Here is a 26,773-nt window from a genome sequence, read left to right as displayed (position 1 = left end):
CGGTCTGGATCAGACCCCGTCGCGGCGTCCGAGAAGGAGCATCCGCTGCGCGATAAACATCACAAGCGAGCTTACTCCGTGGACAGCGCTGGCCAAAACACGGCCCGAACCGCGGTCAGCGCTGCTGTCCTCCCAACAAACGCTGCAGGTCGCGTGCCAGGATGTCCGCGAACTTCGTGCTGACCGTGGCAGTGATATGAGTGCCGTCCCGGTAGACCAGCGTGTTGCCCAGGATGCCGGGACACGTTGTGGCATTGCAGAACAGCTCGACGTAGTCCAAATATCCCGCCTGCCCGGCGGACACGATGTCCTGCTCGGCGCGACGCGCATCGGGGTACACCGCTGCGGCGCGTGGCAAGGCGCAGCGGTCGGCGTTGTTCACGAAGCGGCCGAGACAGAGCGACGGGTTGACCCCGGTCGATGGGGTGTCGGCGATTATCGCGATCTGTGATCGCCGAGGCAGTTGCGCCACGGTCGCGGACATGGCGTCGCGCCAGCGTTGGGTCGGCCGATCGTCGTTGGCCAGGTAGAGCCGTGCGTAACCGGCGAGCAAGACCAGCGCCGGTGGACCGGCGGCGATGTTGTGGATCACCGTGCGCCGCCAGGTGTCGCATTGCGGGTAGTACGCCCCGGGAACGGCCGCGGGAGGACAGGCGGTTTTGGTGTGACTCTCCAGGCGGATGACGCCCTTGTCTGCGAGGGCAGCCAGTGCTGGATACCACTGTGCGGCATGGGAATCCCCGAACAGCACGACGCGAGGTGCGGCGCTGTTGGCCCCGACCCGACATCCGGTCGGATCGGCCGACTGCCGTTGGAGCATGCAACCGCTCGCGTTGATGCTGGGCAGGTCGTCGTGCGCAGTGATGAGTGTCGGGGTGAGGTTGCTCGGCACGAATGGCGTGCCGATCGGGTCGGCGACGAGCATGGTGGGGTCGGCGGGCCTTCCGGCGTTCAACGGTGGGTGCAGCACCGCGGCGCCGAGTAGGGCCACGCCGGTGACGCAGGCCATGCCCGCTGCTGCCACGCCGAGGGTGCGCCGTGGACGGGCCGCGGTGAGCCATGCGAAGCGCTGGCCCGGCTGTTCGACGTAGGTGTAGAGCAGCCAGGCCGCCGGGATGCACAAGGCGGCGATCAGGCCGCGCAGCCACATTGGCAGCGGATGGAGGTAACCGGTCGCGGCGAGCGGCAGCATCAGCGCCGGCCAATGCACCAGATAGAGCGAGTAGGAAATGTCGCCGGTCCAGGTGAACGGTCGACGGCCGAGCAGGGCCACCGGACCGTGCGGGGTGGCGCCGGCTGCGATCAGCAGCGCAGCACAGACGACCGGCACCGCGACCGCCGAACCCGGGTAGGCCGTCGCCGGGGAAAACAACGTGCCGGCGCCGATGATGCCGGCCAGTCCGATCCAGCCCGCCGCGGCCGCGAGCCGGTCGGGCAGTGCCCTGCGCCCGTTGAGCAGGATCAGGGCGACAATGGCGCCGAACCCGAATTCCCACACGCGCGAGGGCAGTAGGAAGAACGCGTCGGGTTGGGATTCGCGGGTCAGCCAAATGCACAGCCCGAATGACAATGCGGTGAGTGTGCCCATCGCCGCGGCCATTTTGATACGCAGGCCGAACCACCGGAACAGGAACAACAGCAGCAGCGGCCACAGCAGGTAGAACTGCTCTTCTACGCCGAGCGACCAGAAGTGCAGCAGCAGCGACGGCGTCTTGTCCGTCAGATAGTCGGTGGCGGTGGCCGCGAACGCGAAATTGGGGACGTAGAACGCCGCCGCGATCGCGTCGTTGACCACAGAACCGAATTGGACGGGTGAAGCCCAGATGGCGGAGGCGGCCACGGTCGCGATGATGACCGTGAGGGCCGCGGGTAGGAGTCGGCGGGCCCGGCGCGCGTAGAACGCGGCGAATCCGATCCGGTGCTTTTCGCGCAGCCCTTCCATCAGGTGCGTGCTGATCAGGAACCCGGATATCACGAAGAACACGTCGACGCCGACGTACCCACCGCCGAAACCGGGGATATCGGCGTGGAACAGCACAACCAGGCCGACCGCGATGGCGCGGAGGCCTTGGATGTCTGGGCGCTTGGGACGCTGCGGTCGTGACGGCGGATTGGTCAGGTCCCGCGGATGCCGGATCTCGTCGTGGACATTGCCGCGATTGTCGTCCAACAAGCGCACCCTTCTTTGCTGTCGCGAACCGCGAGCGAATCGCCGGAGACCGAAGACCGCGCTCACCCCGGGAAACCTGACTACCAGCGGTGATCCCCGACTTTTCGCCGGCGTCATTTCCGACGTCATGGCGTCCAGGAGGTCTGATCAGAAAATGTTCAGATCCGTCAATACTGGCAAATATCCAATGTAGCTTCTAGCCACGTGGGGGTACTTTCGACTACCGGCGCCCGTCGCGCGGCGCCGACAGTCCTTCTGGTCAGCGCGATCGTCTCGGGTATCGGCCATGCGTCGGTCGGACCGCACTTCCTTGACCTGCACACGATCGTCACCGCCCCGATGGGGCTGACGAACGGCCATCTCTATGACAGCCATGCGTCGGCGATGTCGGCTCATGGGGCGGTCGGCCACCGGGTGTTCGTCTACCCACCGTTCGCCGCCGTTCTGCTGTATCCGTGGCACTGGCTGCCGATGTGGCTGGTCGAGACGCTGTGGTTTGTCGCAGAGGTCGCCGCGACGTACGGCGTCGTACGCCTGACGCAAAAGCTGTTACGCAATGGCGACGCGGGAGGCGCGCTGTTGTGGACCGCCGCAGCGCTGTGGTTCGACCCGATCTCGAACGCCATATCCCTTGGTCAGGTGGGCATTTTCCTGACGTTCGCCGTCCTGTTTGCCGCATACGTGAAAAGCGACGCGGTCGCGGGGATCTTGGTCGGCATTGCCACCGGCATCAAACTGACTCCCGGGGTGACCTGGCTGTACCTGGCCGGGCAACGACGTTTCGCTGCGCTGGCCACCTCGATCGCAGTGTTCGCCGCCACCATCGGCTTCGCATTCGTCGCTTTCCCCGATGCGGCTTTTCGCTATTTCAAGACATTGTTCGGTGACGCGACCGTGATGCCGTACGCGCAAGCGATCAACCAGTCGTGGCTCGGCGCGCTGACCCGGATCGCGGGCCATCACGTCGGTGGCAGTGCCCTGCACGCGGGGGTGCTGATCGGCACGGGCGTTCTCGCCTTCTTCGCCTGGCGCGCTGTCGACGACACGCTCGGCCGCCTGCTGGTCGTGCAGATATTCGGTCTGCTCGTTTCACCGATTTCCTGGACGCACCACTGGGTGTGGCTGCTGCCACTGGTGATGTGGCTGCTGCGCGGTCCGGTCAGGCGACGCGGTGCAGCTCCGTACCTCGGTTGGGGCTGGATCGTGCTGATGGTGCTCAACATTCCGAACGGGCTGGAGATGCTCCAGACGAACATGTACCAGGTGGGCCGCCCGTGGTACCAGGCATGGGCGGGAGCGATCTACGTGGTGGCCGCTATGGGCACGTTGGGCTGGATCGCTGTGTCCGGGCGTCCACTGACTCCCTTCCGGAGTCGACATGTGGTCGCCGAGGCGGTCCGACCGTCCGTCGACATGACCCAGCCATAGGGGTCACCGCGCGGGGATGCCACGGCCCGACAGCAACAAGCCTGTCTCCTGAGAGAGACAGGCTTGTTGCTGTTCTTTGATTCGATCAGGGGGCGCAAAGGTGGACGAAACCCAGCGGGCCACTGATGCACGGGCCGCCGCCCCAGCCGCCACCGCCGCCCCAGCCGCCGCCGCCACCGCCGGCCCAGCTTGCGCCGCCCCAGCCTGGTCCGCCGCCGCCCCAGCCTGGTCCGCCGCCACCCCAGCCGGGTCCGCCACCGCCCCAGCCGGGACCGCCGCCGCCCCAGCCGGGACCGCCCGGGCCCGGATGACCGCCCCAGCCGCCGCCGGGCCCGCCGCCCCAGGCGGCGATCCCGGGACCGTGGGTCAGCGGTGACGCGTTAGCCATGCCGGAGCCGATTCCGAGCGCGGCCAGACCGATGCCCGCGGAAACGGCGGCCAACTTTGCGAAATTCTTGGTGTGTGACATATCGGTACCCCTGTCGTCTATTGCCCGGAAGGCCTCTGACCGGTATCCGGTAAGTAAAATTAGGACCGAAATCTAAGTCAGAGCTATGTGCGGGTTATGACGCTGTGATGAGCATTTGTGGGCCGATGAACGCCATTGTGAAAATTGCAATGAAAAACGCAATGAATAAGAAGAATGCCTGCCTCCTTGCGGGGGCAGGCACCTCGTTTGAAATCAGGCGCACACGCTGACGAAACCCAGCGGGCCGCTGACGCATGGAGGCGGCGGGGGCGCCCAACCGCCACCCCAAACCGGCGGCGGAGGAGGACCCCAACCGGGACCACCGCCCCAACCGGGACCACCGCCCCAGCCGCCGTGATGTCCCCATCCGCCACCCCAGGTGGCAATCCCGGGGCCGGCGGCGACCGGTGCGGCACTGGCGGTCGCGGTGCCGACGCCGAGCGCGGCAAGACCGAGGCCCGCAGAGACCAGGGCCACTTTGGTGATGCTCTTGATTCGTGACATTTCGATACAACTCCCAATAATTGCAATGCCTTTGGCTGGCTACCAACGAAGTTAGATCCGCTAGTTAAGTGCCAACTATGTCTTCGTTGGGCAGTCCCGATGGACCATTACGCCGAGCAGCTTTCGGTGCCTCGTAACAGCCCCGTCACCGAGCGACATCGGTCGGAAACGCCGGTGTCGCATCGTAGAGACGGCCGGGCGTCGGCTCGGCGCCCGAACAACTGAGAAGGCGGTGCCGTGACTGAATGTGCCGAATCGGAGCCGCGGGTGGGTCACCACACACTGGGTGACGAGTACGAACATGGTCCGGTCCCGGCGTCGGCCCGCCGTTCGTTGTTCTCGGTATCGGCTGTGTGGGTCGGCTTTCCGATGATCATGACCTCGGCGGTCTTCGCCGGAATCGTGGTCTACAACTTGGGTTTCGCCACCGGGATGCTGGCCATCGGGATCGGCGACGCGGTACTGATGTGCTATGTCGGCGCGCTGAGCTATCTGGCCGGACGGTCTGGCAAGAACTTCGCGCTGACTGCAGCGGACACCTTCGGTAGCAAGGGTTTTCGCATCGTTTCGGCGTTTCTGTCGACACTGGTGATCGGCTGGTTCGCCTTCCAGACCGGCATGGTGGGCACCACCTTGCATCTGTCCATGGGATGGCCGGCGGCTTGGATCACGCTCTTGGCCGGGCTGCTGTTCGCCGCCCTGACATTCGTTGGCATCCGGGCGATTTCCTGGCTCGGCGTAGTGGCTTCCGCACTGTTCCTGGTCCTCGGTGCGGCCGCGGTGGTCATCGCGGCCGGAGATCGCGGATTGACCCCGGCGTTCTCGTACCACGGTGGGGCGTCCACGGCGATGAGTTTCGGTGTCGCAGTCACCATGGTGATCGCCTGCTTCGCCGATTCGGGCACCATGACTGCCGACTTCACCCGCTGGGCACGTGACGGTCGCCAGGGTGTGCTCGCCTCGCTATCGGCGTTTCCGGTGGCCTACTTCGTGGCCCAGTTCGTCGGTGCCCTGATCGTGGCCCTGGGTGCGTCGGAGGACCCACAGCAGACCGGCGGTGACTTCCTGCACGTACTGGTCGGCGACGGCGGCATCCTGGTGCCGCTCGGCGTGCTGTTCGTGTTCGTCAACATGGGCAGTGTGTGTGCCCACTGCCTGTACAACGGTGCCGTCGGGTTCGGTCACATCACCGGAAAAACCATGCGCCAGTTGACGATTGTGCTCGGTGTCATCGGGATTGTGGCGGCGGTCGCGGGGATCTGGTCCTACTTCGAAGCCTGGCTCAACATCCTGGGTGTGCTGGTTCCGCCGATCGGCGTGATCATCATCGCCGACCAGTTGGTGCTGCCCGGTAGGCGGTCGGCGCCGGCCGGCTTGTACTGGAAACCGTTCGCGGCGTGGGGGATTGGCGCAGCGGCCGCACTGGCTACGCATTTCTACGCACCGCAGCTTTCCGACGCGCTGGTCGCGATGGCCGTCGGCGCCGCCGCCTTCACCGCGCTGACCTTCCTGCCCGCCCGGGTGCGGGTACCAACCCTGGCCGGAGAGAATGCGTGAACGCCGCCCCTGTGACGATCGACGCCCAGCCCTACCGCTGGCCCTACGACGGCGATATCCCAGTGGCCCGAACGGCATTGATCAACATCGACTGGCAGGTCGACTTCTGCGGTGAGGGCGGCTACGTCGACACGATGGGCTATGACCTGTCGTTGACCCGCACTCCGCTGGGCCCGGCCCAGACCGTGTTGCGGGCGGCGCGGGAGGCCGGCCTGTTCGTCATCCACACCCGGGAGGGGCACCGTCCCGACCTGTCCGATCTGCCCGCCAACAAACGCTGGCGATCGGCGCAGATCGGTGCTGAGATCGGATCGTCCGGTCCGTGCGGACGCATTCTCACCCGCGGCGAGCCCGGCTGGGAGATCGTTCCGGAGATGGCGCCGCTGCCGGGTGAGCCGGTGATCGACAAGCCCGGCAAGGGCAGCTTCTACGCCACCGATCTGGACCTGGTACTGGCCAGCCAGGGCATCACGCACATCATCTTCACCGGCATCACCACCGACGTCTGCGTGCACACCACCATGCGCGACGCCAACGATCGCGGCTACGAGTGCCTGGTGGTCTCCGACGCGACCGGCGCCACCGACTACGGCAATCACCTGGCGGCGCTGAAGATGATCACCATGCAGGGCGGGGTGTTCGGGGCGCATGCCGACAGCGCCGCGGTGGTGGCGGCCCTGGCTGGTGATTCCGGTCGCCACCGATAGAGCGATACAGTGCGACGGTGCTGACCAGATGGCTCTTCGAGCTCGACCGGAAGTGGAAGATCGCCATCGCGGTGGTCCTGGTGATCGTCGCGGCGCTGTGGATCGTGCGCCAGACGGTGTTCAACCAGCCGTCCGAAGACTGCAAGCCGGTGCTCGACATCCTGAGCTACAACAAGTCGCAGGCCCAGTTCATCGACTCCAAGACCGACAAGAACTCCAACGGAATTCCGACCATCGCGCAGGAGACGGCGTACCGGGCCTGGGCCGACGGTTTGGCCGAGCGGGCGCAGAAGGTCAATCGGGGCGACCTGGCCGTGCATGCCGTGCAGCTGGCCACCTTGTCCTCGGACTTCGTCGGCAAGCTGGACGAGCTGCGCATCGCGATGCAGGGCCGGGCGCCCGGTGCGCCGCCGCCGGCCGAGTTCTATCAGGCGAATTTCGTCAGCAGCCAGATCGACGACCAGATCGCCGAGCTCAAGAAGGCGTGTCCGGCGGAGCGCGAGTGGTTCAAGCTCTGGTAGGCCAGTTCAGCACGATCTGATCCAGCGGCAGCCGTTCGCGTGGCCGCCCGTCGCGCTCGGCGATTTCGGGACTGACGTGCGCGTAGTCGCCCAGCGTGCCGACCGCGATGATCATGATCGGCCGTAGCTGCTCGGGCAGAGCGAACGCAGTGGACGCGCCGCCGACGTCGAACCCGGCCATCGGGTGCACGATCAGGCCCCGGGACACCGCCTCGACCGACAGGTTCGCCAGCGCCGAGCCGGCGTCGACCTTGCTGTACAGGGCGGTCTTGTCGTCCGGGCCTTCATCGGTGCACAGCAGGATCAGGGCCGACGCCGCGTGGGCATAGCTGTTGCCGCGTTTGAGCAGGCCGGCCAGCGTGACGAATGTCTCGTCGAGCGCGTGCGGACCGGAGCCGGAGCCGGAGCGCTGTCCGACGATGAACCGCACCGGCTGACGACCACCCCAGGTGGCCGCCCAGCGTGCCGCTTCCAGCAGTGCGGCCAGATCTTCATGTGGCAGTTCGGCATTCGGATCGAACGCTCGTGGGCTCCAGCGGGTGGCAAGGGCGGGGTGGATCGGGACCGAGGTATCGGCGGATCGATCGGCGGGTGCGTCGGGCACGTCCGCCAAGCTACCGGCCAACAAATTCATGTGCTGGCCTCCCTTATCCTTGGTGCAGCCTCTGCAAGCGTGGGACCCAAGAAAGGCCAATAGTGGCGCTCGTCGTACAGAAATACGGCGGATCCTCGGTGTCGTCTGCCGAGCGGATTCGCCGGGTCGCTGAACGGATCGTCGAAACCAAGCGGGCCGGCAACGATGTCGTCGTGGTCTGCTCGGCGATGGGTGATACCACGGACGACCTGCTGGACCTGGCCGGTCAGGTCTCGCCGAACCCGCCGCCGCGAGAGATGGACATGTTGCTCACCTCGGGTGAGCGGATCTCCAACGCGCTGGTCGCCATGGCCATCGACGCACTCGGCGAGCACGCCCGGTCGTTCACCGGTTCGCAGGCCGGCGTGATCACCACCGGCACCCACGGCAACGCCAAGATCATCGACGTCACCCCGAGCCGGTTGCAGGACGCGCTGGCCGAGGGCCAGATCGTGCTGGTCGCCGGCTTCCAGGGCGTCAGCCAGGACAGCAAGGACGTCACCACCCTGGGCCGCGGCGGCAGCGACACCACCGCGGTGGCGCTGGCTGCGGCGCTGCACGCCGACGTCTGCGAGATCTACACCGATGTGGACGGCATCTTCACCGCCGACCCGCGCATCGTGCCCAACGCCCGCCATCTGGACACCGTCTCGTTCGAGGAGATGCTGGAAATGGCGGCGTGCGGGGCCAAGGTGCTGATGCTGCGCTGCGTCGAATACGCCCGCCGTTACAACGTTCCGATTCACGTCCGGTCGTCCTACTCGGACAAGGCCGGCACCATCGTCAATGGATCGATTGAGGACATCCCCATGGAAGACGCCATCCTGACCGGAGTCGCCCACGACCGCAGCGAGGCCAAGGTCACCGTGGTCGGTTTGCCCGACGTTCCGGGCTATGCCGCCCAGGTGTTCCGTGCCGTCGCCGATGTCGATGTGAACATCGACATGGTGCTGCAGAACATCTCCAAGGTGGAAGACGGCAAGACCGACATCACCTTCACCTGTGCGCGCGACAACGGGCCCACCGCGGTGGAGAAGCTGACCTCGCTGCAGAGCGCAATCGGCTTCACTTCGGTGCTGTACGACGATCACATCGGCAAGGTTTCGCTGGTGGGTGCCGGCATGCGCAGCCACCCGGGCGTGACCGCGAAGTTCTGCGAGACGCTGGCCGAGGTGGGCGTCAACATCGACCTGATCTCCACGTCGGAGATCCGGATTTCGGTGTTGGTCAAGGACACCGAGCTGGACAAGGCGGTGTCGGCATTGCACGAGGCATTCGGTCTGGGTGGCGACGAGGAAGCTGTCGTCTACGCCGGATCCGGGATTTAGACGGGTAGATAGATGGTCAACATCGGTGTAGTCGGCGCGACCGGTCAGGTCGGCCAGGTGATGCGGAAATTGTTGGAGGAGCGCGACTTTCCGGCCACCTCGGTGCGGTTCTTCGCTTCGGCCCGGTCCGCCGGCACGAAGCTGACCTTCCGCGGTCAGGAGATCGAGGTCGAGGACAGCGAGACCGCAGACCCGTCGGGCCTGGACATCGCCCTGTTCTCCGCCGGTGCCACCATGTCGCGGGTGCAGGCCCCGCGGTTCGCCGCGGCCGGCGTCACCGTCATCGACAACTCCTCGGCGTGGCGCAAGGACCCCGATGTGCCGCTGGTGGTTTCGGAGGTCAACTTCCACCGTGACGCGCATGTCCGTCCCAAGGGCATCATCGCCAATCCGAACTGCACCACCATGGCCGCGATGCCGGTGCTCAAGCCGCTCCACGAAGAAGCCGGCCTGACCCGCTTGATCATCTCGAGCTACCAAGCGGTCTCCGGCTCAGGTCTGGCCGGTGTCGAGGAACTGGCCTCCCAAACTCGCGCGGTGGTAGACGGTGCCGAGCAGTTGGTGCACGACGGCCGGGCCCTGACCTACCCGGCGCCGGTGAAATACGTTGCGCCCATTGCCTTCAACGTGATTCCGTTGGCCGGATCGATCGTCGACGACGGCTCCGGAGAGACCGACGAGGACCAGAAGCTGCGGAACGAGAGCCGCAAGATCCTGGGTATCCCGGATCTCGCGGTCAGCGGTACCTGCGTGCGGGTTCCGGTGTTCACCGGGCACTCGCTGTCGATCAATGCCGAATTCGCGCAACCGCTTTCGGTGCAGCGCGCGGTGGAGCTGCTGGCCGAGGCGCCGGGCGTGAAGTTGGTCGACGTGCCGACTCCGCTGGCCGCCGCCGGTGTCGACGACTCGCTCGTCGGTCGCATCCGGCAGGATCCGGGTGTGCCCGATGGCCGTGGCCTGGCATTGTTCGTCTCGGGGGACAACCTGCGCAAGGGTGCGGCGCTGAATACCGTGCAGATCGCCGAACTGCTCGCCTCCCGGTAACTCTGCACCCGCGCGGACATATACATATGGGCCGGAAAGTGCGAGTGCGGGCGGCGATCGCGTTGATCTCAGCACTCGCGCTGGGCGCTCCGCCGGCATCCGCCGACCCGCCCGCTCCGATACCGACGCCGGTGCTCGCGCCGTTGGCGCCGGGACAGGTGCTGCGTATCGGCCCAGTGGCCGGAACCGGCACCCCGACCGTCGAATACGGCATCGGCGCCACCGATCTGTGCGAGTTCATGGAGTTCCCCAGCGGACTGTTGCAGGTCTGCGGCGACAGCTTCGCCGGTCAGGGGGTGGGCTTCGGCGGTTGGTATGCGCCGGTGGCCCTGCACGTCGAGACCGACTCCATCAATGACCCGAACGGCCTGCGGTACCGCGGAGTCACCGGGATCGACAAGCCGTTGCTGGCCGACCCCAAAGTGCCTGGTATGTCGCAACTTCCGGCGGGCGTGGTGACGATCAACCGGGAGAACTACCTGATGATCAACCGCACGCTCAATCTGGTGCCGTCCGACTCACGGCTGGTGAAAGCCAACCCCGCACAAGGCGGTTGGCCGACGGTGCCGGGTTCGGTGCGGCCCGCGAAATACGCCGGGGGAGCGCAGAGTCAGATCACCGGCTATTACGATCCGATCCCGGCGGCCGATTCGCCGCGCGGCTGGGTGTACATCGTGGCCGACAACTTCGATCGCAGCAGCCCCGCGTTCTTGTACCGGGTCAGCCCGCAGTCGTTCACCGACCGGTCCAGCTGGCAGGGGTGGTCGGCGACCGCGGGTTGGAACAGGCCGCCGACACCGTTGTGGGGCGACCGGATCGGCGAGATGAGCATGAAGCAGGTGGACGGTAAGACGGTGCTGTCCTACTTCAACGGCAGCACCGGCAACATGGAGGTCCGGATCGCGGGTACCCCGACGGAGCTGGGCACCGCCCCGGTCACCACCGTGGTGGTCGCCTCAGACTGGCCGCAGCAGGCCGATGAATTTCCTGCGCCGCAAGACAATCGGCTGGGTCAGCCGTACGGCGGCTATATCTCACCTGGCTCGACGCTCGACGAGTTGAGGGTACTGGTCAGCCAGTGGTTCACGACCTCGCGGGACAGGGGGCCCTACCGCGTGGTCCAATTCGCGGTGAACCCTTTCAAGTCCTAGTCCTGCAGGACCAGGTGGACACCGGAGCCTCCGAAGACCTCGAGCAGCCCGAGCCAGGTATCGGAATCCAATGCCGCCTTGGCTTTTGAGCTGTCTGCCAGTACGAATCGGAAGGGCTCGTCCTCGGGGGTGCCGAACCCGCCGCCCAGGCAGTCCGCCAACGCATCCAGATTGCTGCCGAAGTAGCCGTCGGCCCCGTTGACCGCGTGGCCGATTTCAATGAAAAGATCTGCGCGGGAATGGATTCGGGCACCACGCACGGTGTAGGTCTTCACGCCCCTCCGATCTGGCAGAACGTCTCGTAGTGGTCGCCGGTGTAGTAGAACTCCGGAGGATCTGTCAGTGGCTGGCCACCGGTGATAACTCGTCTGGTGCCACGGGTTTTCGCGCCCGGGGTGGGCACGGTGTACTCGTGGTAGTAGCCGCGAGACTGGTTGGGCAGGCGATGCTCGAAGTTGCCGAACACGATGCCGTCACGCGGATAGGGGAACGGGCCACCGCTGTGGATGAGCCTGACCGTGGTGCCGGCCGCGGCCGGCAACGCAGAGATCTGACAGTTGTTCAGCCCGGAGTGCGATGCCGAGGATGACGACGCGGTCGAAGGCGATCCGGTGAGATGAGCCGGTGCGTTCTTGGCGCAGGCCGGCGCCAACATCAGCAGGCACGCGCCACCGGCGATGACGGCCGCAGTGCGCACGGTGATTCTGGACATGGCGCCTTTCTCGAAGTCGCTCTCACGCTACCGGGCGTCGAGCTCATAGCTGATTCTTACCCGCAACCTAGGCACGGCAGTGGTTGCCGCGTGGATCATCGGAGTCATGAGTGATCAAACGCCGCAGGCACCCCAGACTCCCGAGCCGCCGGAAACTCCGACGGATTCGTTCCCACCCGTTGCGGCGCCGCCCGTCGCAGCTCCAGTCGCAGCTCCAGTGGTCGAGCACAAGTCCAGCAAGCTCTACAAGGTGCTGGCCTGGGTCGGCATCGTGGCTGGTTCCGTGTTCATCGTCGCGACGATCTTCTTCTCCGGTTACTTCATGGGCATGCACGGCTGCGGCCATCACCATGGCTGGCACAAGCATCACCACGGCCAGGGCAGTTCGGAATTCCGCGGTGACCGCGACGACCGCGGCCCCGGTGGGCCTGGGATGTGGCACCCGATGTTCCCCGGGCCCGGCGGTCCTGGCTTCATCTTCCCCGGTGGCCCCGGCTTTCCCGGTGGCTCGGGTGGTCAGGGCGGTCAGCCCGGTGGCGGTGGTGGCCAGCCCGGCCGCTGAGACAACTGATTGACGGCAACAGGCCGCATCCCGTTATGGGGTGCGGCCTGTTGGCTTTTGCCTGATGCGGCCCGCGTCTCGGGTTCGGTGGCCCGACGGCTGGCATCATCGGAGCCATGAGTGTGCGATCGGTCCGCGTCGCGGCACTGGCGGGGGTGGTGGTCTGCGCGGCTGCTGTCGCGGTGTCGGGCAGTGCCTCGGCCAAGCCGTCAGATCCGGGAGTGGTGTCCTACGCCGTCCTGGGTAAGGGGTCGGTGGGAAACGTCGTCGGTGCCCCGATGGGCTGGGAGGGCGTCTTCACCGCACCGTTCCAGGGCTACTTCGTCGACCTTCCGGTGTGCAACAACTGGGGCGATATCGGCCTGCCCGAGGTCTACGACGATCCGGATCTGGCGTCGTTCAACGGTGCGACCACACAGACGACTGCGACAGATGAGGGCCACCTGGTGAAGCAGGCCGTCGGGGTGTTCGCCACCGACGATGCCGCGGCACGCGCTTTTCATCGCATTGTCGACCGGACCGTCGGGTGTGCGGGACAGACCACCGCGATGCACTTGGAAGACGGCCGTACCGAGGTGTGGAGCTTTTCGGGTCCGCCTGCCGGACCGGCCGATGCGTCGTGGGTGAAGCAGGAGGCGGACACCGACCGACGCTGTTTCGTGCAGACCAGGCTGCGGGAAAACGTTTTGCTGCAAGCGAAAGTTTGTCAATCTGGGAACGGTGGCCCTGCGGTCAACGTACTGGCCGGGGCGATGCAGAACACCCTCGGGCAATAACTGCGCAGCCGTGAGCATCGTGCCCGGAACAGATCAGGGGCAGAAATTGTCGGTGCCTCATGGCAGGGTCAGAAAAGCAGGAACGCTTGGGGCTGGGTTGGCGGGTCCCGAGAACGCCGATCGATGGTCCTTGGCCTAGCGCCGGGAATCGTGGAGGGAGTTCAGATGGGAACCGCGACCACTGCGCGGCGCCCGCATGCCGCGTATCCGGAGTTGTCGAGTAGTTACAGCGCCGCGCTGCATGCTGGTGGAGGTTGTCTGAGCGAGGGCCCGGTCGGCCGGGTCGGGCTCGAGCTCGAGGCGCATTGCGTCGACTTGTCCGATCCGATGCGGCGTCCGGATTGGGCCGAACTCACCGATGCCGTTGCGTCGATCCCGGAGCTGCCCGGCGGCGGCGCCATCACCATGGAACCCGGCGGCGCGATCGAACTGTCCGGCCCGCCACTGGACGGACCCATGACGGCGGTCGCCGCGATGGCGGCAGACCGGGCGGTGTTGCGGGCGGCCCTGCGGCGTCGCGGTCTGGGTCTGCTGCTGCTGGGCACCGATCCGCTGCGAGCCCGTGCTCGGGTCAACCCGGGTGCCCGGTACCGCGCGATGGAGACTTTCTTCGCGGCGAGCGGCACCCGTGACGCCGGATCGGCGATGATGACGTCGACGGCGTCGCTGCAGATCAATGTCGATGCGGGCCCGCGGGACGGCTGGGCCGATCGGGTTCGGCTGGCGCACGCCCTCGGCCCGACCATGGTTGCGATCTCGGCCAATTCGCCGATGCTCGGCGGCAGGTTCACCGGCTGGCGCAGTTCGCGCCAATGGGTGTGGGGACGGCTGGATGCCGCGCGGTGCGGGCCGATCCTGGGTGCCAGCGGCGACGACCCGGCCAGCGACTGGGCCCGGTACGCGCTGAAAGCACCGGTGATGTTGGTACACACGCCGGAGGCCGAGCCGGTCACCGAATGGGTGCCGTTCGCCGATTGGGCCGACGGCCTCACCTTGTTGGGTGGCCGCCGACCCACCGAGGCCGACCTGGACTACCACCTGACCACGTTGTTCCCGCCGGTGCGGCCGCGTGGCTGGCTGGAGATCCGCTATCTGGACGCCATGCCGGACGATGTGTGGCCGGCTGTGGTGTTCACCCTGGTGTCGTTGCTGGACAACCCGGAACTGGCACAGATCGCCTGGGAGGCAACGGAATCAGTCGCCTCGTCATGGGATCTGGCGGCACGGGTGGGGCTGGCCGATCCGCGGCTGAGGGAAGCAGCGGTGCGGTGTGTGCAAGCGGCCGCCGGGGCCGCACCTGCCGAACTGAACGCGCCGATGGATGCCCTGTTGCGCCGGGTGACCCTGGGGCGTAGCGCTGCCGACGACTTCGCCGATCGGGTGGTGGAGAACGGAATTGGTTCGGCGGTAATCGAATTGGCGAAAGGTGACGGTTGAGCGTCAGCGAACAATGCCCGCCGGACGCCCGCGAGCTGCTCGCGGGCGGGTTGGAACGGGCCAGGCAGCGCACCTTGTCACTGGTGGAATTCGACGATGCCGAGCTGCTACGCCAGTACGACCCGTTGATGAGTCCGCTGGTCTGGGACCTTGCGCACATCGGTCAGCAGGAGGAGCTATGGCTGCTGCGCGGCGGTGACCAGAACCGTCCCGGGCTGTTGGATCCCAAGGTCGACGGCCTGTACGACGCCTTCGTGCACTCCCGCGCCAGCCGCGTGAGCCTGCCGCTGCTGCCGCCCATCGACGCGCGCCGCTACTGCGGCACCGTGCGAGGGAAAGTCCTTGACGCACTGGACAAATTGACTGACGGTGATGCATTCCCCTATGCGTTGGTGATCAGCCACGAGAACCAACACGACGAGACCATGCTGCAAGCGCTGAACCTGCGCAGCGGACCGCCGTTGCTTGGTGCCGGAACGGCACTGCCGCCCGGGCGCCCAGGGGTCGCCGGCACCTCGGTGCTGGTGCCCGGCGGGCCGTTCACCCTCGGCGTCGATCTGACGCACGAGCCGTATGCACTGGACAATGAGCGCCCGGCACACACCGTCGAGGTTTCGTCGTTTCGGATCGGCACGGTGCCGGTGACCAACGCCGAATGGCGCGAGTTCATCGCCGACGACGGCTACCGCCAGCCACGCTGGTGGTCGACGGAAGGTTGGGCACACCGGCAGCGCGCCGGGCTGGTCGCGCCGTTGTTCTGGTCTGCCGATGGGGCCGGTCGAGTGCGGTTCGGGCACGTCGAGGAGCTACCCGCCGACGAACCCGTCCAGCACATCACGTTCTTCGAAGCCGAGGCATACGCCGCGTGGGCCGGCGCCCGCCTGCCGACCGAGATCGAATGGGAAAAGGCCTGTGCCTGGGATCCGGTCGCCGAAACGCGCCGCCGATTCCCTTGGGGCGCAGCCAAACCCGATGCCAGTGTGGCAAACCTCGGCGGCGGCGCATTGCGGCCCGCGCGGGTCGGCGCCTATCCCGGCGGCGCGTCGGCCTACGGCGCCGAACAGATGCTGGGCGACGTGTGGGAGTGGACCACCTCGCCACTGCGGCCCTGGCCCGGCTTCACCCCGATGATCTACGACCGGTACTCCGAGCCGTTCTTCGACGGCGCCGGTGGTGGCGACTACCGGGTGCTGCGCGGCGGGGCATGGGCGGTCGGCGCGGATATTCTGCGGCCGAGTTTCCGCAACTGGGACCACCCGATCCGCCGGCAGATCTTCTCCGGCGTCCGACTTGCGTGGGACGCCTAGATGTGCCGGCATCTGGGTTGGCTGGGCAGTCCCGTGTCGGTGGCCTCGCTGGTCCTCGAACCGGTGAATGGTCTTCTGGTGCAGTCATACTCACCGCGACGGCAGCAACATGGATTGGTCAATGCCGATGGCTGGGGCGTCGGGTTCTTCGACGCCGACGTACCCCGGCGGTGGCGCAGCGCCGCCCCGATCTGGGCCGACGCATCCTTTGCCTCGGTAGCCCCAGCGTTGCACAGCCGGTGTGTGGTGGCGGCGGTCCGGTCGGCGACGGTCGGGATGCCGGTCGAATCCTCGGCGTCGGCACCGTTCACCGACGGAACCTGGCTGCTTTCGCACAACGGGGTGGTCGATCGCGCGGTGCTGCCGGCGTCCCGCGAGATCGAGTCGACCGTCGACAGCGCGCTGTTGGCCGCATGCATATTCGCTGATGGGCTGGATCGGTTGGCGGATACCATTGTCCGCGTGGGTACCGAGGATCCGCGTGCCCGCCTCAATGTTTTGGCGGCCAACGGATCCCGTCTGCTCGCCACCACCTGGGGCGACACTCTTTCTGTGCTGCAGCGTCCCGACGGAGTTGTGGTGGCCAGTGAGCCCTACGACGACGAACCCGCGTGGCGGGACATTCCGGATCGGTGCCTGGTCGAAGTGACCGGCACCGGCGTTGACGTGAGGCCTCTCGAATGAAAGGACTGCCATGACCGTAAGCAAGACAGTGCCGTCGCTGGTCAACCATCTGGCCGCGGACTGGGCGCCGTCGGCCCTGCGCAGCGATGTGCGTAACGGCCTGACCCAGACGCCGAAGTCGTTGCCGCCCAAGTGGTTCTACGATTCGGTGGGCAGCGATCTGTTCGACCAGATCACCCGACTGCCCGAGTACTATCCGACCCGGACCGAGGCGCAGATCCTGCGTGCCGTGGCCGCCGAGATCGTCACCGCGTCCGGTGCCGACACCCTGGTGGAACTGGGCAGTGGTACCTCAGAGAAGACCAGGACAGTGCTGGACGCCTTCCACGCGGCGGGTCGCCTCGACCGGTTTGTGGCGTTCGACGTCGACGCCGGGGTGCTGAGCACCGCACTGGCCGAGCTGTCCGACGAATATTCGGGTGTCGAGGTCACCGGGGTGTGTGGGGATTTCGAGCAGCACCTCGGTGAGATACCGGTGCTCGGCCGTCGGCTCATCGTGTTCCTGGGGTCCACCATCGGCAATCTGACCGAGCAGCCCCGCGCGGAGTTCCTGTCGACGTTGGCCGGCACCATGCAGCCCGGAGACATGCTGCTGCTGGGCACAGATCTGGTGAAGGACACCGCGCGCCTGGTAGCGGCGTACGACGATGCGGCGGGTGTCACCGCCCGGTTCAACCGGAATGTCCTGGCGGTGGTGAACCGGGCGCTGGCCGCTGATTTCGACCTTGCGGGCTTCGACCATGTGGCACGATGGAACCCGGATCACGAGCGGATCGAGATGTGGCTCAGGTCTGTTGTGGCACAACAGGTTCGGATCGATGATCTGGATCTGACCGTCGAATTCGGAGCCGGGGAGGAGATGCTCACCGAGGTGTCGTGCAAGTTCCGTGCGGATGGCATCGCCGCAGAGTTGTCTGCAGCCGGGTTGCAGCGCACCCAGTGGTGGACCGACCCGGTCGGTGATTTCGGTGTGTCACTTGCCGTGAAGGCATAGCTGAGGTGAGTATCGGGGCCATGTGGCGGGCGGCCCGGCCGCGACCTGCGGGCCTGCATTTAGACAACGCCGCCTGCTCTCGGCAGAGCTTCGCGGTCATCGATGCCGCCGCCCAGCATGCCCGCCGTGAGGCTGAACTCGGTGGCTACGTGGCGGCGGAGGGCGCAGAGGCGGTACTGACCGCCGGCCGGGCTGCGATCAGCCAGCTGACCGGGATGGCCGCGGCCGACGTGCTGTTCACCACCGGTTCGTCCAACGCGCTGGACCTGCTCTTGAGCAGCTGGGCCGCCGAGCGGACGGTGGCATGCCTGCCGGGGGAGTACGGGCCGAACCTGATTGTCATGCAGGCCAACGGTTTTACCGTGCGGCATCTGCCTGCCGATGATGAGGGACGGCTCGATGTGGCCGCGGCCGGCGCGGTGTTGCGTAGCGAGCGTCCGGCGCTGGCGCATCTGACGGCGCTGGGCAGTCATCGTGGGGTGGTGCAACCGCTGGCCGAGTTCGTCGCACTGTGCCGCGAGCTCGACATCCCGGTGGCGGTCGACGCTGCGCAGGCACTCGGCCATCTGGACTGCTCGGCCGCGCCGGACGTCATCTACTCGTCGTCGCGCAAGTGGCTGGCCGGGCCCCGAGGTGTGGGTGTACTGGCCATCAATTCGACGGTGGCTCATCGCATCCGGCCGCGAATTCCGTTGCCGCAGTGGGGTGTGCCGCTTCCCGTGTTGCGGCGCCTGGATCTCGGCGAGATGAATGTCGCAGCGCGCATTGCCTTTTCGGTGGCCATCGGCGAGCATCTGGTCGCCGGGCCGGAGGTGGTCCGGCAACGGCTCGCGCAGGTGGGGCCGCTCACCCGGAACGCGCTTGCGGAGCTGCGGGGCTGGCGGGTGGTCGAGAAGGTCGATGAACCGAGCGCGATCACCACGCTGGAACCGGTCCGGGGCGCCGACCCAACCACCGTGCGCGCCAAGCTGATTGCCGAACACTGCATGGTCACCACGGTGGCAGGAGTGGATCGTGCGCCATTCGAATTGATGAGGCCGGTGTTGCGGGTCTCACCGCACGTCGACGTCACGGGCGAAGAATTGGAGTCCTTCGCCCGCGCGTTGGCGGCGGTGTCGGCTTGAAGGTTCTGACTCAGGCTTTGTGTGCGGTGAGCAGGAACGCCGGCAGCATCAACCGGCCCTTCTCGTCGCGCGGATGCGGTGGCATCTGGAACGGCGCATCAGCCGGTACATCAGGGATATTGGCGTGGATGAACGCCGGACGGATCTCGTCGATCGCCCAGTACTTGCCGACGGCCGCACGCAGCTCGGCCTCGTCGACTTCATTGGGCTTCTGCTCGGCCTCGGCCGGAAACGCGCCTTTGGCGAACACCAGGATGTAGTAGACGGCACCGAGGGTGGCGGCCCGGTACACCGACTGTTGGTAGCCGTCGCGGCCCTCGACCGGAATCGAGTGGAACAACGTCGAATCGATGATGGTGTTGAACCGGCCGTCGAAACCGGTGAACGTGGTGATGTCGTCCTGCACGAAGGTGGCATTGGTCAGGTTACGTTCGGCTGCAGCCTTTTTCGCCGCCGCGACGCCGGTCGGCGTCAGTTCGATACCGACCACCGTGTAGCCGTCGGAGGCCAGCGCGAGTGACAATTCGGCGTAACCGCACCCCGCATCGAGTACGTCGCTCTGCACCTTTCCGGCCGCAATCAGGGCGGCCAGTTCGGGCTGCGGTTCACCGATGTTCCATGGCGGTGGGCCGTCGAACCGGCCCTCTTGGCGGTAGGCGCTATCCCAATCCATTACTTGGTCGTCGGTCATGGTTCCAACGTACCCGCGGCGGCGATGACGACTTGGGGCTCGCACACCCCGCCGCGCAGCTCGACCTGCACACCGGCGTGCGTGGCCAGGGCGCGGATCGCGGTCGGGCTGTAGGTGCGCAACGAGCTGATCAGGCCGTCATGGACGAACGGCACGAAGGGGACCAGCGGCAGCATGGCGGCGAGTCGGATCAGATGCAGCGGCGCGGGAGGTCGGGGCAGGTCGATGATGACGAACTTGTCCGCGACCCGGGTGCCTTCGGCGAGTACCCGTGCCGCAGCCGCGGGCGGGAGGTGGTGGAAGGACAACGCGAACACGGCGAGGTCGTAGGTGCGGTCGGCGGCATCGATTGCGGTGGCGTCCATTTCACGTACCGTCACCCGTGGGTCGGCGGCGAACGCGGACTTGGAGATCGCCCGTACCGAGGCAGGTTCGATGTCGGTGACGGTCAGCGTGGCGGTGGGGTGCATCTCGGCCAGCTTGGCCGACAACGCGCCGTGGCCCGAGCCGAGTTCGAGGATCCGCGGGTCGGGAACGTCAGCGATCTCTTCCAGAGCGATGTGGGCGAACCGCTCGTTGGTGCCGAACCATCGACCGGCGAGCTCCAAGGCCCGCACCACCTGCCGTTTGACGGCGGGGTCGACGTCGTCGCGGTCCAGATACTCCGGTCGGTCGGTCTCCAGCAGCCGGTCCAGACATGATGCCGCCGGGCCGCCGCGTGGCATCCGATCCAGGTCGGTCACTGCAACGTATCCGTAAGTGATTGTGGCACTTGGATATCGGCCACCGCGAGGTTTTCTTCCAGGTGCGCCAGGGACGACGTACCGGGAATCAACAGGACGTTCGGTGCCGCGGTCAACGTCCACGCCAGTGCGACCTGCGCCGGGGTGTGGCCCAATGCTGTTGCCGTTCTGATGATTTCCGGGTGCCCGAGGATCGGGTTCTGCGGATTGAATGCCGACCCCAGTGGAAAATACGGGACAAAGGCGATGCCACGCTCGGTGCACACGTCCAGCACCGGCTGCGAGGTTCGGTCCAGCAGGTTGTAGGCGTTCTGGACGCAGGCGATGTCAGTGCGTTGCAGGGCGATGTGCAGATGATCGAGGGTGATGGTGCTCAGGCCGATACCGCCGATCAGGCCTTCGTCTCGGGCGGCGATCATGGCGGTCAGCTGGCGGTCGAACAGTTCAGTGTCGACTGCCCCTGGGGCGCCGTGGTCGTCGTCGCCCATGACGCGCAGATTCACCGCGGCCAGGCGGTCGGTTCCCAGCGTCTCCAGGTTCTCCTCGATGGCTCTGCGCAGGTCGTCGGGCTCCTGGGCCGGCAGCCAGTTGCCCTGCCCGTCGCGTCGCGCGCCGACCTTGCTGACCAGTGCCAGCTCGGCCGGGTAAGGGTGCAGGGCCTCGCGGATCAGCTCGTTGGCGACGTTGGGTCCGTAGAACTGCGCGGTGTCGATGTGGTTGACCCCGGCGGCCACGGCCCGGCGCAGCACCGCGACCGCTTGATCGTGGTCGCGGGGCGGCCCGAACACGCCGGGTCCGGGCAACTGCATGGCACCGAACCCGACGCGGTGGACCTGGTACGAACCGAGTGCGTAGGTCGTCATGGGTCCGAGGCTAGTCACTCCTCGCCGAGGATCTGGTAGATCTCGCGACGGGCGTTGTTGACGATGTCCAGGATGCGCTGCTGCTGTTCGGTGTCGGCGGTGTGCACCGACTGGGCGACCGCACCGAACAGCTGGGCCACGGCAGCGCGCAGGTTGATCGCGGCCGGGTCGACGTCTTGGGCGATCTCTTCCCACGGCGGGGTCTCGATCGCGTCGGCGGCGGCGCGGCCTTCGTCGGTCAGCTCGAAAGTCTTTTTGCTACCCCGACTTTCGGTCGGGACGATCAGACCCTCATCGACCAGCAGTTGCAGCGTCGGGTAGATGGAGCCGGGACTCGGCTTCCACAGGCCCTCGCTACGGGCGGCGATCTCCTGGGTCATCTCGTAGCCGTGCATCGGCCGCTCGGTGAGCAGTTTGAGAATGGCGGCGCGGACATCACCGCGACGGCCACGTCCGCCAGTGCGGCCACGTCCGCCGTGTCGGCGTCCGCGCGGTCCGCCAGGTCCGAATGGCCCGGGACCGAAGCCCGGTCCGAAGCCGCCGGGACCGAAACCGAAACCGGGACCAAAACCGAAGCCGGCGTCGCCACCGCCGCGGTGTTCGCGCACGTGTTCGCGCATCTCTCGACGGGCCGCGCGGCGCTGCTCGTGCAGGGCGCGACGGTCGGTGGGGCTGAAGCCGAAGGGCGTCTCAGGACGGCCGAATGACTGCGGTCCGCCGAATGGGTGGCCCGTAAATGGGCCTTCGGGTGGATTGAATGGGGTGTTCATGTCTGTGTTCTTTCTGTAGGCGGGAAGCACGATGTGCACTTCCGATGCGTTGACGATATATCGCTAACTATCGTGATGCAACTATTAAATACGAGATTGTCTGCTGGATCACATCCGCGGTCTCGGGGCCTTAGGGTGCTTCCATGGCAGTGAACTGGTTGGATGACCCAGAAGACCACGACTACGACGCGGCGACCGACTATCTGACGATGTTGACCGGTAAGGGTGAGGTCGCGAAAACCGTCGACGCGATGAAGTCGGCCGCAACCGTCACACGCAAGGCCAAGGACATCTTGCGCGCCGCGCAGTTGCCGTTGCTCCCCGAGTCGAACAGCCACGTCCGGTCGGATCTGTCCAAGATCAGTGACGGCAAGAAGCTGTCGCCGATCCTGCTGGTGCGCGGCGAAGTCCATGCGGGCGTTCCGCTGCAGATCGCGGACGGCTACCACCGGGTGTGCGCGAGCTATCTGACCGACGAGAACACCGACATCCCGTGCCGGCTCGTGTCGTGGCAGTCCTGACCAGCTGAGCGATGGACAGTTTCGGGTTTCATGCGCTGGCCCTGCTGGCCGTAGTTGGACTGGCGGGACCGTTGCTGGCGGCGGTGCCGCACCTTCGCCTACCGGTGATCGTGGGCGAGCTGATGGCCGGAATCATCGTGGGCCGCACCGGATTCGGCATCGTCGATGCGGGGGATCCAACCTTCTCGCTGCTCGCCGACATCGGGTTTGCGCTGGTGATGTTCGTGGTGGGCAGTCACGTGCCGGTCCGGGATCAATCCCTGCGCGGCGATCTACCCAAAGCACTGCTGCGGGCGATCGCGGTGGGCGCGATCTCGGTGGTGTTGGGTGTGGCCGTCGCACACCTCTTCGGCACCGGCCACGCCCTGATGTACGCGGTGCTGATGGCGTCGTCCTCCGCGGCGCTGGCGCTGCCGGTGATCGACTCGTTGGGTCTGACCGGACCACCTGTGCTGGCGGTCACCGCCCAGATAGCGATCGCCGATGCATCGTCAATCGTCTTGCTGCCGTTGGCGATCAATCCCGCGGGTGCGCCGCGGGCCGCACTGGGAGCGCTGGCCATCGCAGCATGTGCGGCTGTGCTATTTGTCGCGTTGCGGTACGTCAACCAGCGGGGCTGGCTCAAACGGTTCCACAAGTATTCGCAGAAGCGCGACCTTGCGTTGGAACTGCGGATCAGCCTGATCGCGCTGTTCGGGCTGGCCGCGGTGGCCAAATCGACCCATGTGTCGATCATGCTGGCGGGCTTTGCGCTCGGGCTGGTCCTTTCGGCGGTCGGCGAACCAAGGCGCCTGGCCCGCCAGTTGTTCGGTATCACCGAGGGCTTCTTCGCGCCGTTGTTCTTCGTCTGGCTCGGAGCCTCGCTGCACGTGCGTGAGCTGGGGCAGGACCCGAAGTACATCGTGCTGGGCGTGGTGCTGGGCCTCGGCGCGATCCTTGCGCACTGCAGCGGCCGGGCGTTCGGCCAACCGCTTTCGCTCGGCGTGCTGGCCTCGGCCCAGCTCGGCGTGCCGGTAGCCGCGGCAACCCTGGGCACCCAGATGCACCTGCTCGGTTCCGGGGAACCGTCGGCGTTGATCCTGGGTGCGTTGCTCACCGTTGGCGCGACTTCGGTTGCCGGCACCATCGCCAAGCGCGGCCAGGGCGCGACTGCCTCGCCCGCGGACCCGAAGACTGCCTCGCCTTCGGGCCCGAACCCCGCCTAGCCCTCGCGACGAGATACCACGTACACCACAGCGGTAGCCGTCAGTGCAAGTGCCGCCGCGATGGCCGACGTCGGTGCGATGCCGGAATCGAATGCCGCGCGGGCGGATTCCATCAGCCGGGCACCGAGTTCGGTCGGCAGGGTCTGGGCCACTGCCGCCGCGCCGCCGATGCTCTCGCCGGCGTCAGCGACCTGGGTCGGCGACAACACGTCGGGCAGCTCGATGTTGGCGCGATAGAACGCGGTGAACATGCTGCCCAGGATGGCCGTACCGACCACCGCGCCGAGTTCGTACGCAGTCTCCGAAACTGCCGATGCTGCACCAGATTTCGCTGCCGGTACCGCCGAGACGATGGTGTCGTTCGAGATGGTCTGGGATATGCCGATGCCCAGCTCGAGTACGACGAACGAGACGATGACGGCGCCGATGTTCAGGTCGTGGCGGAACGCGAGGATCAGCAGGAAGCCTGCCGCCACCAGGACCAGTCCGACCATGATCAGCGTGTGCGAGGCGAACCTGCGGGTCAACCGGACCACGCCGACCCCGGCGATCATCGAGACGACCGCGCCGGGCAGCGTCACCAACCCAGCGGCCAACGGGCTCAGCCCCAAGACCAGCTGTAGGTGCTGCGAGACGAAGAACAGGAACCCGATCAGGCCGACGATGGAAAGGAAGTTGGCCAGGATCGACGCGGTGAACGGCCCGTAGCCGAACAGTCGCATGTCCAACATCGGTGTGCTGCTGCGGTTTTGTCGACGGACGAACCAGACACCTGACCCGACGCTGACTGCGACAGCACCCACCACCAGTGCCGAGATGCCATCGTGTGCGGCGGTCTTGATCGCCCAGACGACCGGAAGCATGGTGGTGAACGACAGCAGCACGCTGGTGGGGTCGACCGGGCCCGGATTCGGATCGCGTGATTCGGGCACCAGCTTGGGCGCCAGTACCAGCAGTGGCAGCAGGAGCGGCACTGCGATCAGAAACACTGCGCCCCAGTGGAAATGCTGCAGCAGGGCGCCGCCGACGATCGGTCCCAGGGCGGACCCGGCGGTGAAGCAGGATGCCCAGATGGCGATCGCCAACCGACGCGAGGTGGCGTCGGTGAAGATGTTGCGGATCAGCGACAGCGTCGAGGGCATCAGCATGGCGCCGAAAACGCCCAGCGCGGCGCGGGCCGCGATCAAGTACGCAGCGCTCGGGGCGAATGCCGCAGCAGCGGACACGATGGCGAATCCGGTTGCGCCGATGAGCAATAGCCGGCGGCGACCGAAGCGGTCGCCGAGGCTGCCCATCATCACCAGCAGGGTCGCCAACACCAGTGAGTAGACGTCGACGATCCACAGCTGGGCGGCGGCGGACGGCCGGAACGCTTCGGCGATCTTCGGTAGTGCGAAGGCCAGCACGGTGTTGTCGATCGAGATGAGAAACACCGGGAGCATGAGCACCGTCAGTGCCCACCAACGATGTTGGTGGCTGCGGTTCGTCGCCGGTGTGGCGACGGTGCTCGTGGACATGGGAGAACTCCTTGAATTCGGTTGTGGCTCAGGCTTGGTCGGGACTGATGATCCCGGAGGTCAGGGCGGTCATGATGGCGTCGACGATCTCGACGCGGGGGGCGGTGTTGTTGCGCACGGCGGTGTATCCGGCATCGAGCAGCGCCCAGAACGCCAGGCGCGGCCAATCTGCTGGGCCGCTGGGGGGACGTGCCGATGCTCGGTTCAGTAGCTCCACGATCACCTCATCGCCGGTGTCGAGGTGGGCCGCCATCTCGGGGTCGGCCATGATCGTCGGCTCGTTGTAGATGAACGGCACGATGGGTCCGAGGTCCAGCTGCGTCTCCACCACCCGGCGCAGGGCCACCAGCGGGGGACCACAGGTCGGCTCGGCGCGCTCGATGGCCGCGTTGCACAGCGCGTGCACATGGATCGCGAGCGCGCGCAGCAGTTGAGAGCGCTCGGCGAAGTAGCGATGCAGGGTGCTGCGGCCGACACCCGCGGCGGTGGCGATGTCGCCCAGCGATGCCGCCGGGTTGGTGGCCAGGACGGTGCTGGCGGCATCGAGGATCGCGGTGCGGGTGCGCGAACGCACGCCACTATCGATCGGCATCGGTCCAGTCATGTTGGTAAATGTAGCATCGAATCGCCAAAATGGGACATATATGTCCCACATCACCGCAATGCGCTCGCGCCATGATCGGTCGCCAACCGGTTTTGACACCTACGTATATTTTGCTGGAAACGTATTTCTGGGAGAACGGTCGATGCCACACTCGGGCGTCCACTCTCTCCAACCCCCTCGAGGTGCCCCAATGTTGCGTGCCCTGATCGCTGCTGCGCTGATTGCCGGAATCGGTGTATCCGTCGCCCCCGCTGCTCAGGCGTCTGGTCCCTACAAGAACTGCAAGGAAGCCCACGCCGACGGCCGGTACAACATCCCCAAGGGTGATCCGGACTACAAGGCGTCGCAGGATCGCGACCACGACGGCATCGCCTGTGAAGGCTAGGCGGTAGCACCCAGCTCATGAAACGAGTGAGGCCCTGACCAGATTTTCCCGGTCAGGGCCTTCTTCATGCTGTCGGGGTGGCGGGATTCGAACCCACGACCTCTTCGTCCCGAACGAAGCGCGCTACCAAGCTGCGCCACACCCCGCGTGAAGCCTCGACAGCGTATCGCACCAACCCGGTCAGAAGCCAAACGGCCCTGAGCGGCCCAGATCACCGCGATTACGGGATGGATTTACCGGGTAAGCGATGTTCTACCTAGCAATGACCATTGCCACCGGCGAAACGAGGATGACATGACCGGCTTGGGAGCTCTTCTCTACGGCGGGTTCTTCGGACTCGCAGCGTTGTGGCTGTTCGCCACCTC

At 66.3% G+C, this 26,773-nt stretch carries 29 protein-coding genes and 1 tRNA gene; 17 read left to right on the top strand and 13 right to left on the bottom strand.

The window, feature by feature from the left end:
- Positions 1 to 115: 115 nt before the first annotated feature.
- On the bottom strand, positions 116 to 2,170 hold the full coding sequence (locus ABIA30_RS11985; protein ID WP_370065350.1) for an acyltransferase family protein: 2,055 nt from the start codon (positions 2,168 to 2,170) through the stop codon (positions 116 to 118).
- Between the two features lie 204 nt (positions 2,171 to 2,374).
- On the opposite strand from ABIA30_RS11985, the gene ABIA30_RS11980 reads away from it, so the two are divergent.
- Positions 2,375 to 3,598 carry a glycosyltransferase 87 family protein gene (locus tag ABIA30_RS11980; protein ID WP_370065348.1) on the top strand — a complete coding sequence of 408 codons (1,224 nt, stop codon included), beginning with the start codon at positions 2,375 to 2,377 and terminating at the stop codon, positions 3,596 to 3,598.
- A gap of 85 nt (positions 3,599 to 3,683) precedes the next feature.
- Here the strand turns inward: ABIA30_RS11980 and ABIA30_RS11975 are convergent, their stop codons facing one another.
- Together ABIA30_RS11975 and ABIA30_RS11970 are read right to left on the bottom strand one after the other, a co-directional pair.
- The gene (locus tag ABIA30_RS11975; RefSeq protein WP_370065346.1) at positions 3,684 to 4,067 is read right to left on the bottom strand and encodes a hypothetical protein; all 384 of its coding nucleotides are present in this window, start codon (positions 4,065 to 4,067) and stop codon (positions 3,684 to 3,686) included.
- Between the two features lie 213 nt (positions 4,068 to 4,280).
- The gene (locus ABIA30_RS11970) at positions 4,281 to 4,571 is read right to left on the bottom strand and encodes a hypothetical protein (protein ID WP_370065344.1); all 291 of its coding nucleotides are present in this window, start codon (positions 4,569 to 4,571) and stop codon (positions 4,281 to 4,283) included.
- 237 nt (positions 4,572 to 4,808) lie between these two features.
- Here ABIA30_RS11970 and ABIA30_RS11965 point away from each other — a divergent pair, with 237 nt between their 5' ends.
- From ABIA30_RS11965 to ABIA30_RS11955, 3 genes are read left to right on the top strand one after another with little or no spacing between them, the layout of a single operon-like run.
- Positions 4,809 to 6,128, top strand: coding sequence for a cytosine permease (locus ABIA30_RS11965; protein WP_370065342.1), 1,320 nt, complete (start codon positions 4,809 to 4,811; stop codon positions 6,126 to 6,128).
- Positions 6,125 to 6,835: a cysteine hydrolase family protein gene (locus tag ABIA30_RS11960; protein ID WP_370065340.1), complete on the top strand. Its 711-nt coding sequence runs from the start codon at positions 6,125 to 6,127 to the stop codon at positions 6,833 to 6,835. The genes ABIA30_RS11965 and ABIA30_RS11960 overlap by 4 nt, the downstream gene beginning before the upstream one ends.
- Before the next feature lie 17 nt (positions 6,836 to 6,852).
- Positions 6,853 to 7,356 (top strand): hypothetical protein, encoded by a 504-nt coding sequence (locus ABIA30_RS11955; protein ID WP_370065338.1) that lies wholly within the window; start codon positions 6,853 to 6,855, stop codon positions 7,354 to 7,356.
- Here the strand turns inward: ABIA30_RS11955 and ABIA30_RS11950 are convergent.
- Positions 7,343 to 7,990, bottom strand: a complete 648-nt coding sequence (locus tag ABIA30_RS11950; protein ID WP_370065336.1) for a nitroreductase family protein — start codon at positions 7,988 to 7,990, stop codon at positions 7,343 to 7,345. The genes ABIA30_RS11955 and ABIA30_RS11950 overlap by 14 nt on opposite strands.
- A gap of 62 nt (positions 7,991 to 8,052) precedes the next feature.
- Between ABIA30_RS11950 and ABIA30_RS11945 the strand changes: the two genes are divergently transcribed.
- From ABIA30_RS11945 to ABIA30_RS11935, 3 genes are read left to right on the top strand one after another with little or no spacing between them, the layout of a single operon-like run.
- The gene (locus ABIA30_RS11945) at positions 8,053 to 9,318 is read left to right on the top strand and encodes an aspartate kinase (protein WP_370065334.1); all 1,266 of its coding nucleotides are present in this window, start codon (positions 8,053 to 8,055) and stop codon (positions 9,316 to 9,318) included.
- A gap of 12 nt (positions 9,319 to 9,330) precedes the next feature.
- Positions 9,331 to 10,362: an aspartate-semialdehyde dehydrogenase gene (locus ABIA30_RS11940; protein WP_370065332.1), complete on the top strand. Its 1,032-nt coding sequence runs from the start codon at positions 9,331 to 9,333 to the stop codon at positions 10,360 to 10,362.
- Between the two features lie 26 nt (positions 10,363 to 10,388).
- A complete protein-coding gene (locus ABIA30_RS11935; RefSeq protein WP_370065330.1) occupies positions 10,389 to 11,513 on the top strand; it encodes a DUF4185 domain-containing protein in 1,125 nt (374 codons plus the stop codon).
- Here ABIA30_RS11935 and ABIA30_RS11930 read toward each other — a convergent pair.
- Both ABIA30_RS11930 and ABIA30_RS11925 read right to left on the bottom strand, forming a co-directional pair.
- Positions 11,510 to 11,788 carry a barstar family protein gene (locus tag ABIA30_RS11930; protein ID WP_370065328.1) on the bottom strand — a complete coding sequence of 93 codons (279 nt, stop codon included), beginning with the start codon at positions 11,786 to 11,788 and terminating at the stop codon, positions 11,510 to 11,512. The genes ABIA30_RS11935 and ABIA30_RS11930 overlap by 4 nt on opposite strands.
- Positions 11,785 to 12,225, bottom strand: coding sequence for a ribonuclease domain-containing protein (locus tag ABIA30_RS11925; protein ID WP_370065326.1), 441 nt, complete (start codon positions 12,223 to 12,225; stop codon positions 11,785 to 11,787). The genes ABIA30_RS11930 and ABIA30_RS11925 overlap by 4 nt, the downstream gene beginning before the upstream one ends.
- A 106-nt stretch (positions 12,226 to 12,331) precedes the next feature.
- Between ABIA30_RS11925 and ABIA30_RS11920 the strand changes: the two genes are divergently transcribed.
- The 7 genes from ABIA30_RS11920 (at position 12,332) to egtE (ending at position 19,109) form a co-directional block, all read left to right on the top strand.
- Positions 12,332 to 12,787, top strand: coding sequence for a hypothetical protein (locus ABIA30_RS11920; protein WP_370065324.1), 456 nt, complete (start codon positions 12,332 to 12,334; stop codon positions 12,785 to 12,787).
- A 116-nt stretch (positions 12,788 to 12,903) separates the two neighbouring features.
- Positions 12,904 to 13,563 carry a sensor domain-containing protein gene (locus tag ABIA30_RS11915; RefSeq protein ID WP_370065322.1) on the top strand — a complete coding sequence of 220 codons (660 nt, stop codon included), beginning with the start codon at positions 12,904 to 12,906 and terminating at the stop codon, positions 13,561 to 13,563.
- Between the two features lie 165 nt (positions 13,564 to 13,728).
- The gene (egtA, locus tag ABIA30_RS11910) at positions 13,729 to 15,000 is read left to right on the top strand and encodes an ergothioneine biosynthesis glutamate--cysteine ligase EgtA (protein ID WP_370065320.1); all 1,272 of its coding nucleotides are present in this window, start codon (positions 13,729 to 13,731) and stop codon (positions 14,998 to 15,000) included.
- Complete coding sequence (egtB, locus tag ABIA30_RS11905) at positions 14,997 to 16,307, top strand: ergothioneine biosynthesis protein EgtB (RefSeq protein ID WP_370065318.1); 1,311 nt, start codon at positions 14,997 to 14,999, stop codon at positions 16,305 to 16,307. The genes egtA and egtB overlap by 4 nt, the downstream gene beginning before the upstream one ends.
- Positions 16,308 to 16,991, top strand: a complete 684-nt coding sequence (gene egtC, locus ABIA30_RS11900) for an ergothioneine biosynthesis protein EgtC (RefSeq protein WP_370065316.1) — start codon at positions 16,308 to 16,310, stop codon at positions 16,989 to 16,991.
- A gap of 10 nt (positions 16,992 to 17,001) precedes the next feature.
- A complete protein-coding gene (gene egtD / locus ABIA30_RS11895; protein WP_370065314.1) occupies positions 17,002 to 17,985 on the top strand; it encodes an L-histidine N(alpha)-methyltransferase in 984 nt (327 codons plus the stop codon).
- Positions 17,986 to 17,990: 5 nt separating this feature from the next.
- The gene (gene egtE, locus ABIA30_RS11890) at positions 17,991 to 19,109 is read left to right on the top strand and encodes an ergothioneine biosynthesis PLP-dependent enzyme EgtE (protein ID WP_370065312.1); all 1,119 of its coding nucleotides are present in this window, start codon (positions 17,991 to 17,993) and stop codon (positions 19,107 to 19,109) included.
- Positions 19,110 to 19,119: 10 nt separating this feature from the next.
- Here the strand turns inward: egtE and ABIA30_RS11885 are convergent, their stop codons facing one another.
- The 4 genes from ABIA30_RS11885 to ABIA30_RS11870 are packed head-to-tail and all read right to left on the bottom strand — an operon-like array spanning position 19,120 to position 22,176.
- Positions 19,120 to 19,800, bottom strand: a complete 681-nt coding sequence (locus tag ABIA30_RS11885) for a class I SAM-dependent methyltransferase (RefSeq protein WP_370065310.1) — start codon at positions 19,798 to 19,800, stop codon at positions 19,120 to 19,122.
- On the bottom strand, positions 19,797 to 20,525 hold the full coding sequence (locus tag ABIA30_RS11880; protein ID WP_370065552.1) for a class I SAM-dependent methyltransferase: 729 nt from the start codon (positions 20,523 to 20,525) through the stop codon (positions 19,797 to 19,799). Before ABIA30_RS11880 ends, ABIA30_RS11885 begins: the two co-directional genes overlap by 4 nt.
- A 14-nt stretch (positions 20,526 to 20,539) precedes the next feature.
- Positions 20,540 to 21,406, bottom strand: coding sequence for an oxidoreductase (locus ABIA30_RS11875; RefSeq protein WP_370065308.1), 867 nt, complete (start codon positions 21,404 to 21,406; stop codon positions 20,540 to 20,542).
- A 14-nt stretch (positions 21,407 to 21,420) separates the two neighbouring features.
- Positions 21,421 to 22,176, bottom strand: coding sequence for a PadR family transcriptional regulator (locus ABIA30_RS11870; RefSeq protein WP_370065306.1), 756 nt, complete (start codon positions 22,174 to 22,176; stop codon positions 21,421 to 21,423).
- Between the two features lie 143 nt (positions 22,177 to 22,319).
- Between ABIA30_RS11870 and ABIA30_RS11865 the strand changes: the two genes are divergently transcribed.
- Positions 22,320 to 22,697: a hypothetical protein gene (locus ABIA30_RS11865; protein WP_370065304.1), complete on the top strand. Its 378-nt coding sequence runs from the start codon at positions 22,320 to 22,322 to the stop codon at positions 22,695 to 22,697.
- A gap of 11 nt (positions 22,698 to 22,708) precedes the next feature.
- Positions 22,709 to 23,902, top strand: coding sequence for a cation:proton antiporter (locus ABIA30_RS11860; protein WP_370065302.1), 1,194 nt, complete (start codon positions 22,709 to 22,711; stop codon positions 23,900 to 23,902).
- Here ABIA30_RS11860 and lfrA read toward each other — a convergent pair.
- Positions 23,899 to 25,419, bottom strand: coding sequence for an efflux MFS transporter LfrA (gene lfrA, locus ABIA30_RS11855; protein ID WP_370065300.1), 1,521 nt, complete (start codon positions 25,417 to 25,419; stop codon positions 23,899 to 23,901). The genes ABIA30_RS11860 and lfrA overlap by 4 nt on opposite strands.
- A 28-nt stretch (positions 25,420 to 25,447) precedes the next feature.
- On the bottom strand, positions 25,448 to 26,023 hold the full coding sequence (locus tag ABIA30_RS11850) for a TetR/AcrR family transcriptional regulator (RefSeq protein WP_370065298.1): 576 nt from the start codon (positions 26,021 to 26,023) through the stop codon (positions 25,448 to 25,450).
- A gap of 190 nt (positions 26,024 to 26,213) precedes the next feature.
- Here ABIA30_RS11850 and ABIA30_RS11845 point away from each other — a divergent pair, with 190 nt between their 5' ends.
- Positions 26,214 to 26,408 carry an excalibur calcium-binding domain-containing protein gene (locus ABIA30_RS11845; protein WP_370065296.1) on the top strand — a complete coding sequence of 65 codons (195 nt, stop codon included), beginning with the start codon at positions 26,214 to 26,216 and terminating at the stop codon, positions 26,406 to 26,408.
- A gap of 72 nt (positions 26,409 to 26,480) precedes the next feature.
- Here the strand turns inward: ABIA30_RS11845 and ABIA30_RS11840 are convergent.
- Positions 26,481 to 26,554, bottom strand: a tRNA-Pro gene (locus tag ABIA30_RS11840).
- Positions 26,555 to 26,773: the final 219 nt, after the last annotated feature.

This window comes from Mycobacterium sp. MAA66 (assembly GCF_041261665.1).
In the GTDB taxonomy this organism is placed as follows: Bacteria; Actinomycetota; Actinomycetes; order Mycobacteriales; family Mycobacteriaceae; genus Mycobacterium.
Note: the sequence above shows the minus strand (reverse complement) of the source record. Positions and strands in the feature narration are given on the sequence as shown.

What these genes read in the sequence shown, in the direction of transcription:
- ABIA30_RS11935 (WP_370065330.1), top strand. Translation starts at nt 10,389, where the DNA reads ATGGGCCGGAAAGTGCGAGTGCGGGCGGCGATCGCGTTGATCTCAGCA.
- ABIA30_RS11970 (WP_370065344.1), bottom strand. Translation starts at nt 4,571, where the DNA reads ATGTCACGAATCAAGAGCATCACCAAAGTGGCCCTGGTCTCTGCGGGC.
- ABIA30_RS11885 (WP_370065310.1), bottom strand. Translation starts at nt 19,800, where the DNA reads ATGACCGACGACCAAGTAATGGATTGGGATAGCGCCTACCGCCAAGAG.
- ABIA30_RS11925 (WP_370065326.1), bottom strand. Translation starts at nt 12,225, where the DNA reads ATGTCCAGAATCACCGTGCGCACTGCGGCCGTCATCGCCGGTGGCGCG.
- ABIA30_RS11975 (WP_370065346.1), bottom strand. Translation starts at nt 4,067, where the DNA reads ATGTCACACACCAAGAATTTCGCAAAGTTGGCCGCCGTTTCCGCGGGC.
- ABIA30_RS11865 (WP_370065304.1), top strand. Translation starts at nt 22,320, where the DNA reads ATGGCAGTGAACTGGTTGGATGACCCAGAAGACCACGACTACGACGCG.
- ABIA30_RS11915 (WP_370065322.1), top strand. Translation starts at nt 12,904, where the DNA reads ATGAGTGTGCGATCGGTCCGCGTCGCGGCACTGGCGGGGGTGGTGGTC.
- ABIA30_RS11940 (WP_370065332.1), top strand. Translation starts at nt 9,331, where the DNA reads ATGGTCAACATCGGTGTAGTCGGCGCGACCGGTCAGGTCGGCCAGGTG.
- egtC (WP_370065316.1), top strand. Translation starts at nt 16,308, where the DNA reads ATGTGCCGGCATCTGGGTTGGCTGGGCAGTCCCGTGTCGGTGGCCTCG.
- lfrA (WP_370065300.1), bottom strand. Translation starts at nt 25,419, where the DNA reads ATGTCCACGAGCACCGTCGCCACACCGGCGACGAACCGCAGCCACCAA.
- ABIA30_RS11920 (WP_370065324.1), top strand. Translation starts at nt 12,332, where the DNA reads ATGAGTGATCAAACGCCGCAGGCACCCCAGACTCCCGAGCCGCCGGAA.
- ABIA30_RS11850 (WP_370065298.1), bottom strand. Translation starts at nt 26,023, where the DNA reads ATGACTGGACCGATGCCGATCGATAGTGGCGTGCGTTCGCGCACCCGC.
- ABIA30_RS11880 (WP_370065552.1), bottom strand. Translation starts at nt 20,525, where the DNA reads ATGCCACGCGGCGGCCCGGCGGCATCATGTCTGGACCGGCTGCTGGAG.
- ABIA30_RS11950 (WP_370065336.1), bottom strand. Translation starts at nt 7,990, where the DNA reads ATGAATTTGTTGGCCGGTAGCTTGGCGGACGTGCCCGACGCACCCGCC.
- ABIA30_RS11870 (WP_370065306.1), bottom strand. Translation starts at nt 22,176, where the DNA reads ATGAACACCCCATTCAATCCACCCGAAGGCCCATTTACGGGCCACCCA.
- ABIA30_RS11875 (WP_370065308.1), bottom strand. Translation starts at nt 21,406, where the DNA reads ATGACGACCTACGCACTCGGTTCGTACCAGGTCCACCGCGTCGGGTTC.
- egtD (WP_370065314.1), top strand. Translation starts at nt 17,002, where the DNA reads ATGACCGTAAGCAAGACAGTGCCGTCGCTGGTCAACCATCTGGCCGCG.
- ABIA30_RS11845 (WP_370065296.1), top strand. Translation starts at nt 26,214, where the DNA reads ATGTTGCGTGCCCTGATCGCTGCTGCGCTGATTGCCGGAATCGGTGTA.
- egtA (WP_370065320.1), top strand. Translation starts at nt 13,729, where the DNA reads ATGGGAACCGCGACCACTGCGCGGCGCCCGCATGCCGCGTATCCGGAG.
- ABIA30_RS11860 (WP_370065302.1), top strand. Translation starts at nt 22,709, where the DNA reads ATGGACAGTTTCGGGTTTCATGCGCTGGCCCTGCTGGCCGTAGTTGGA.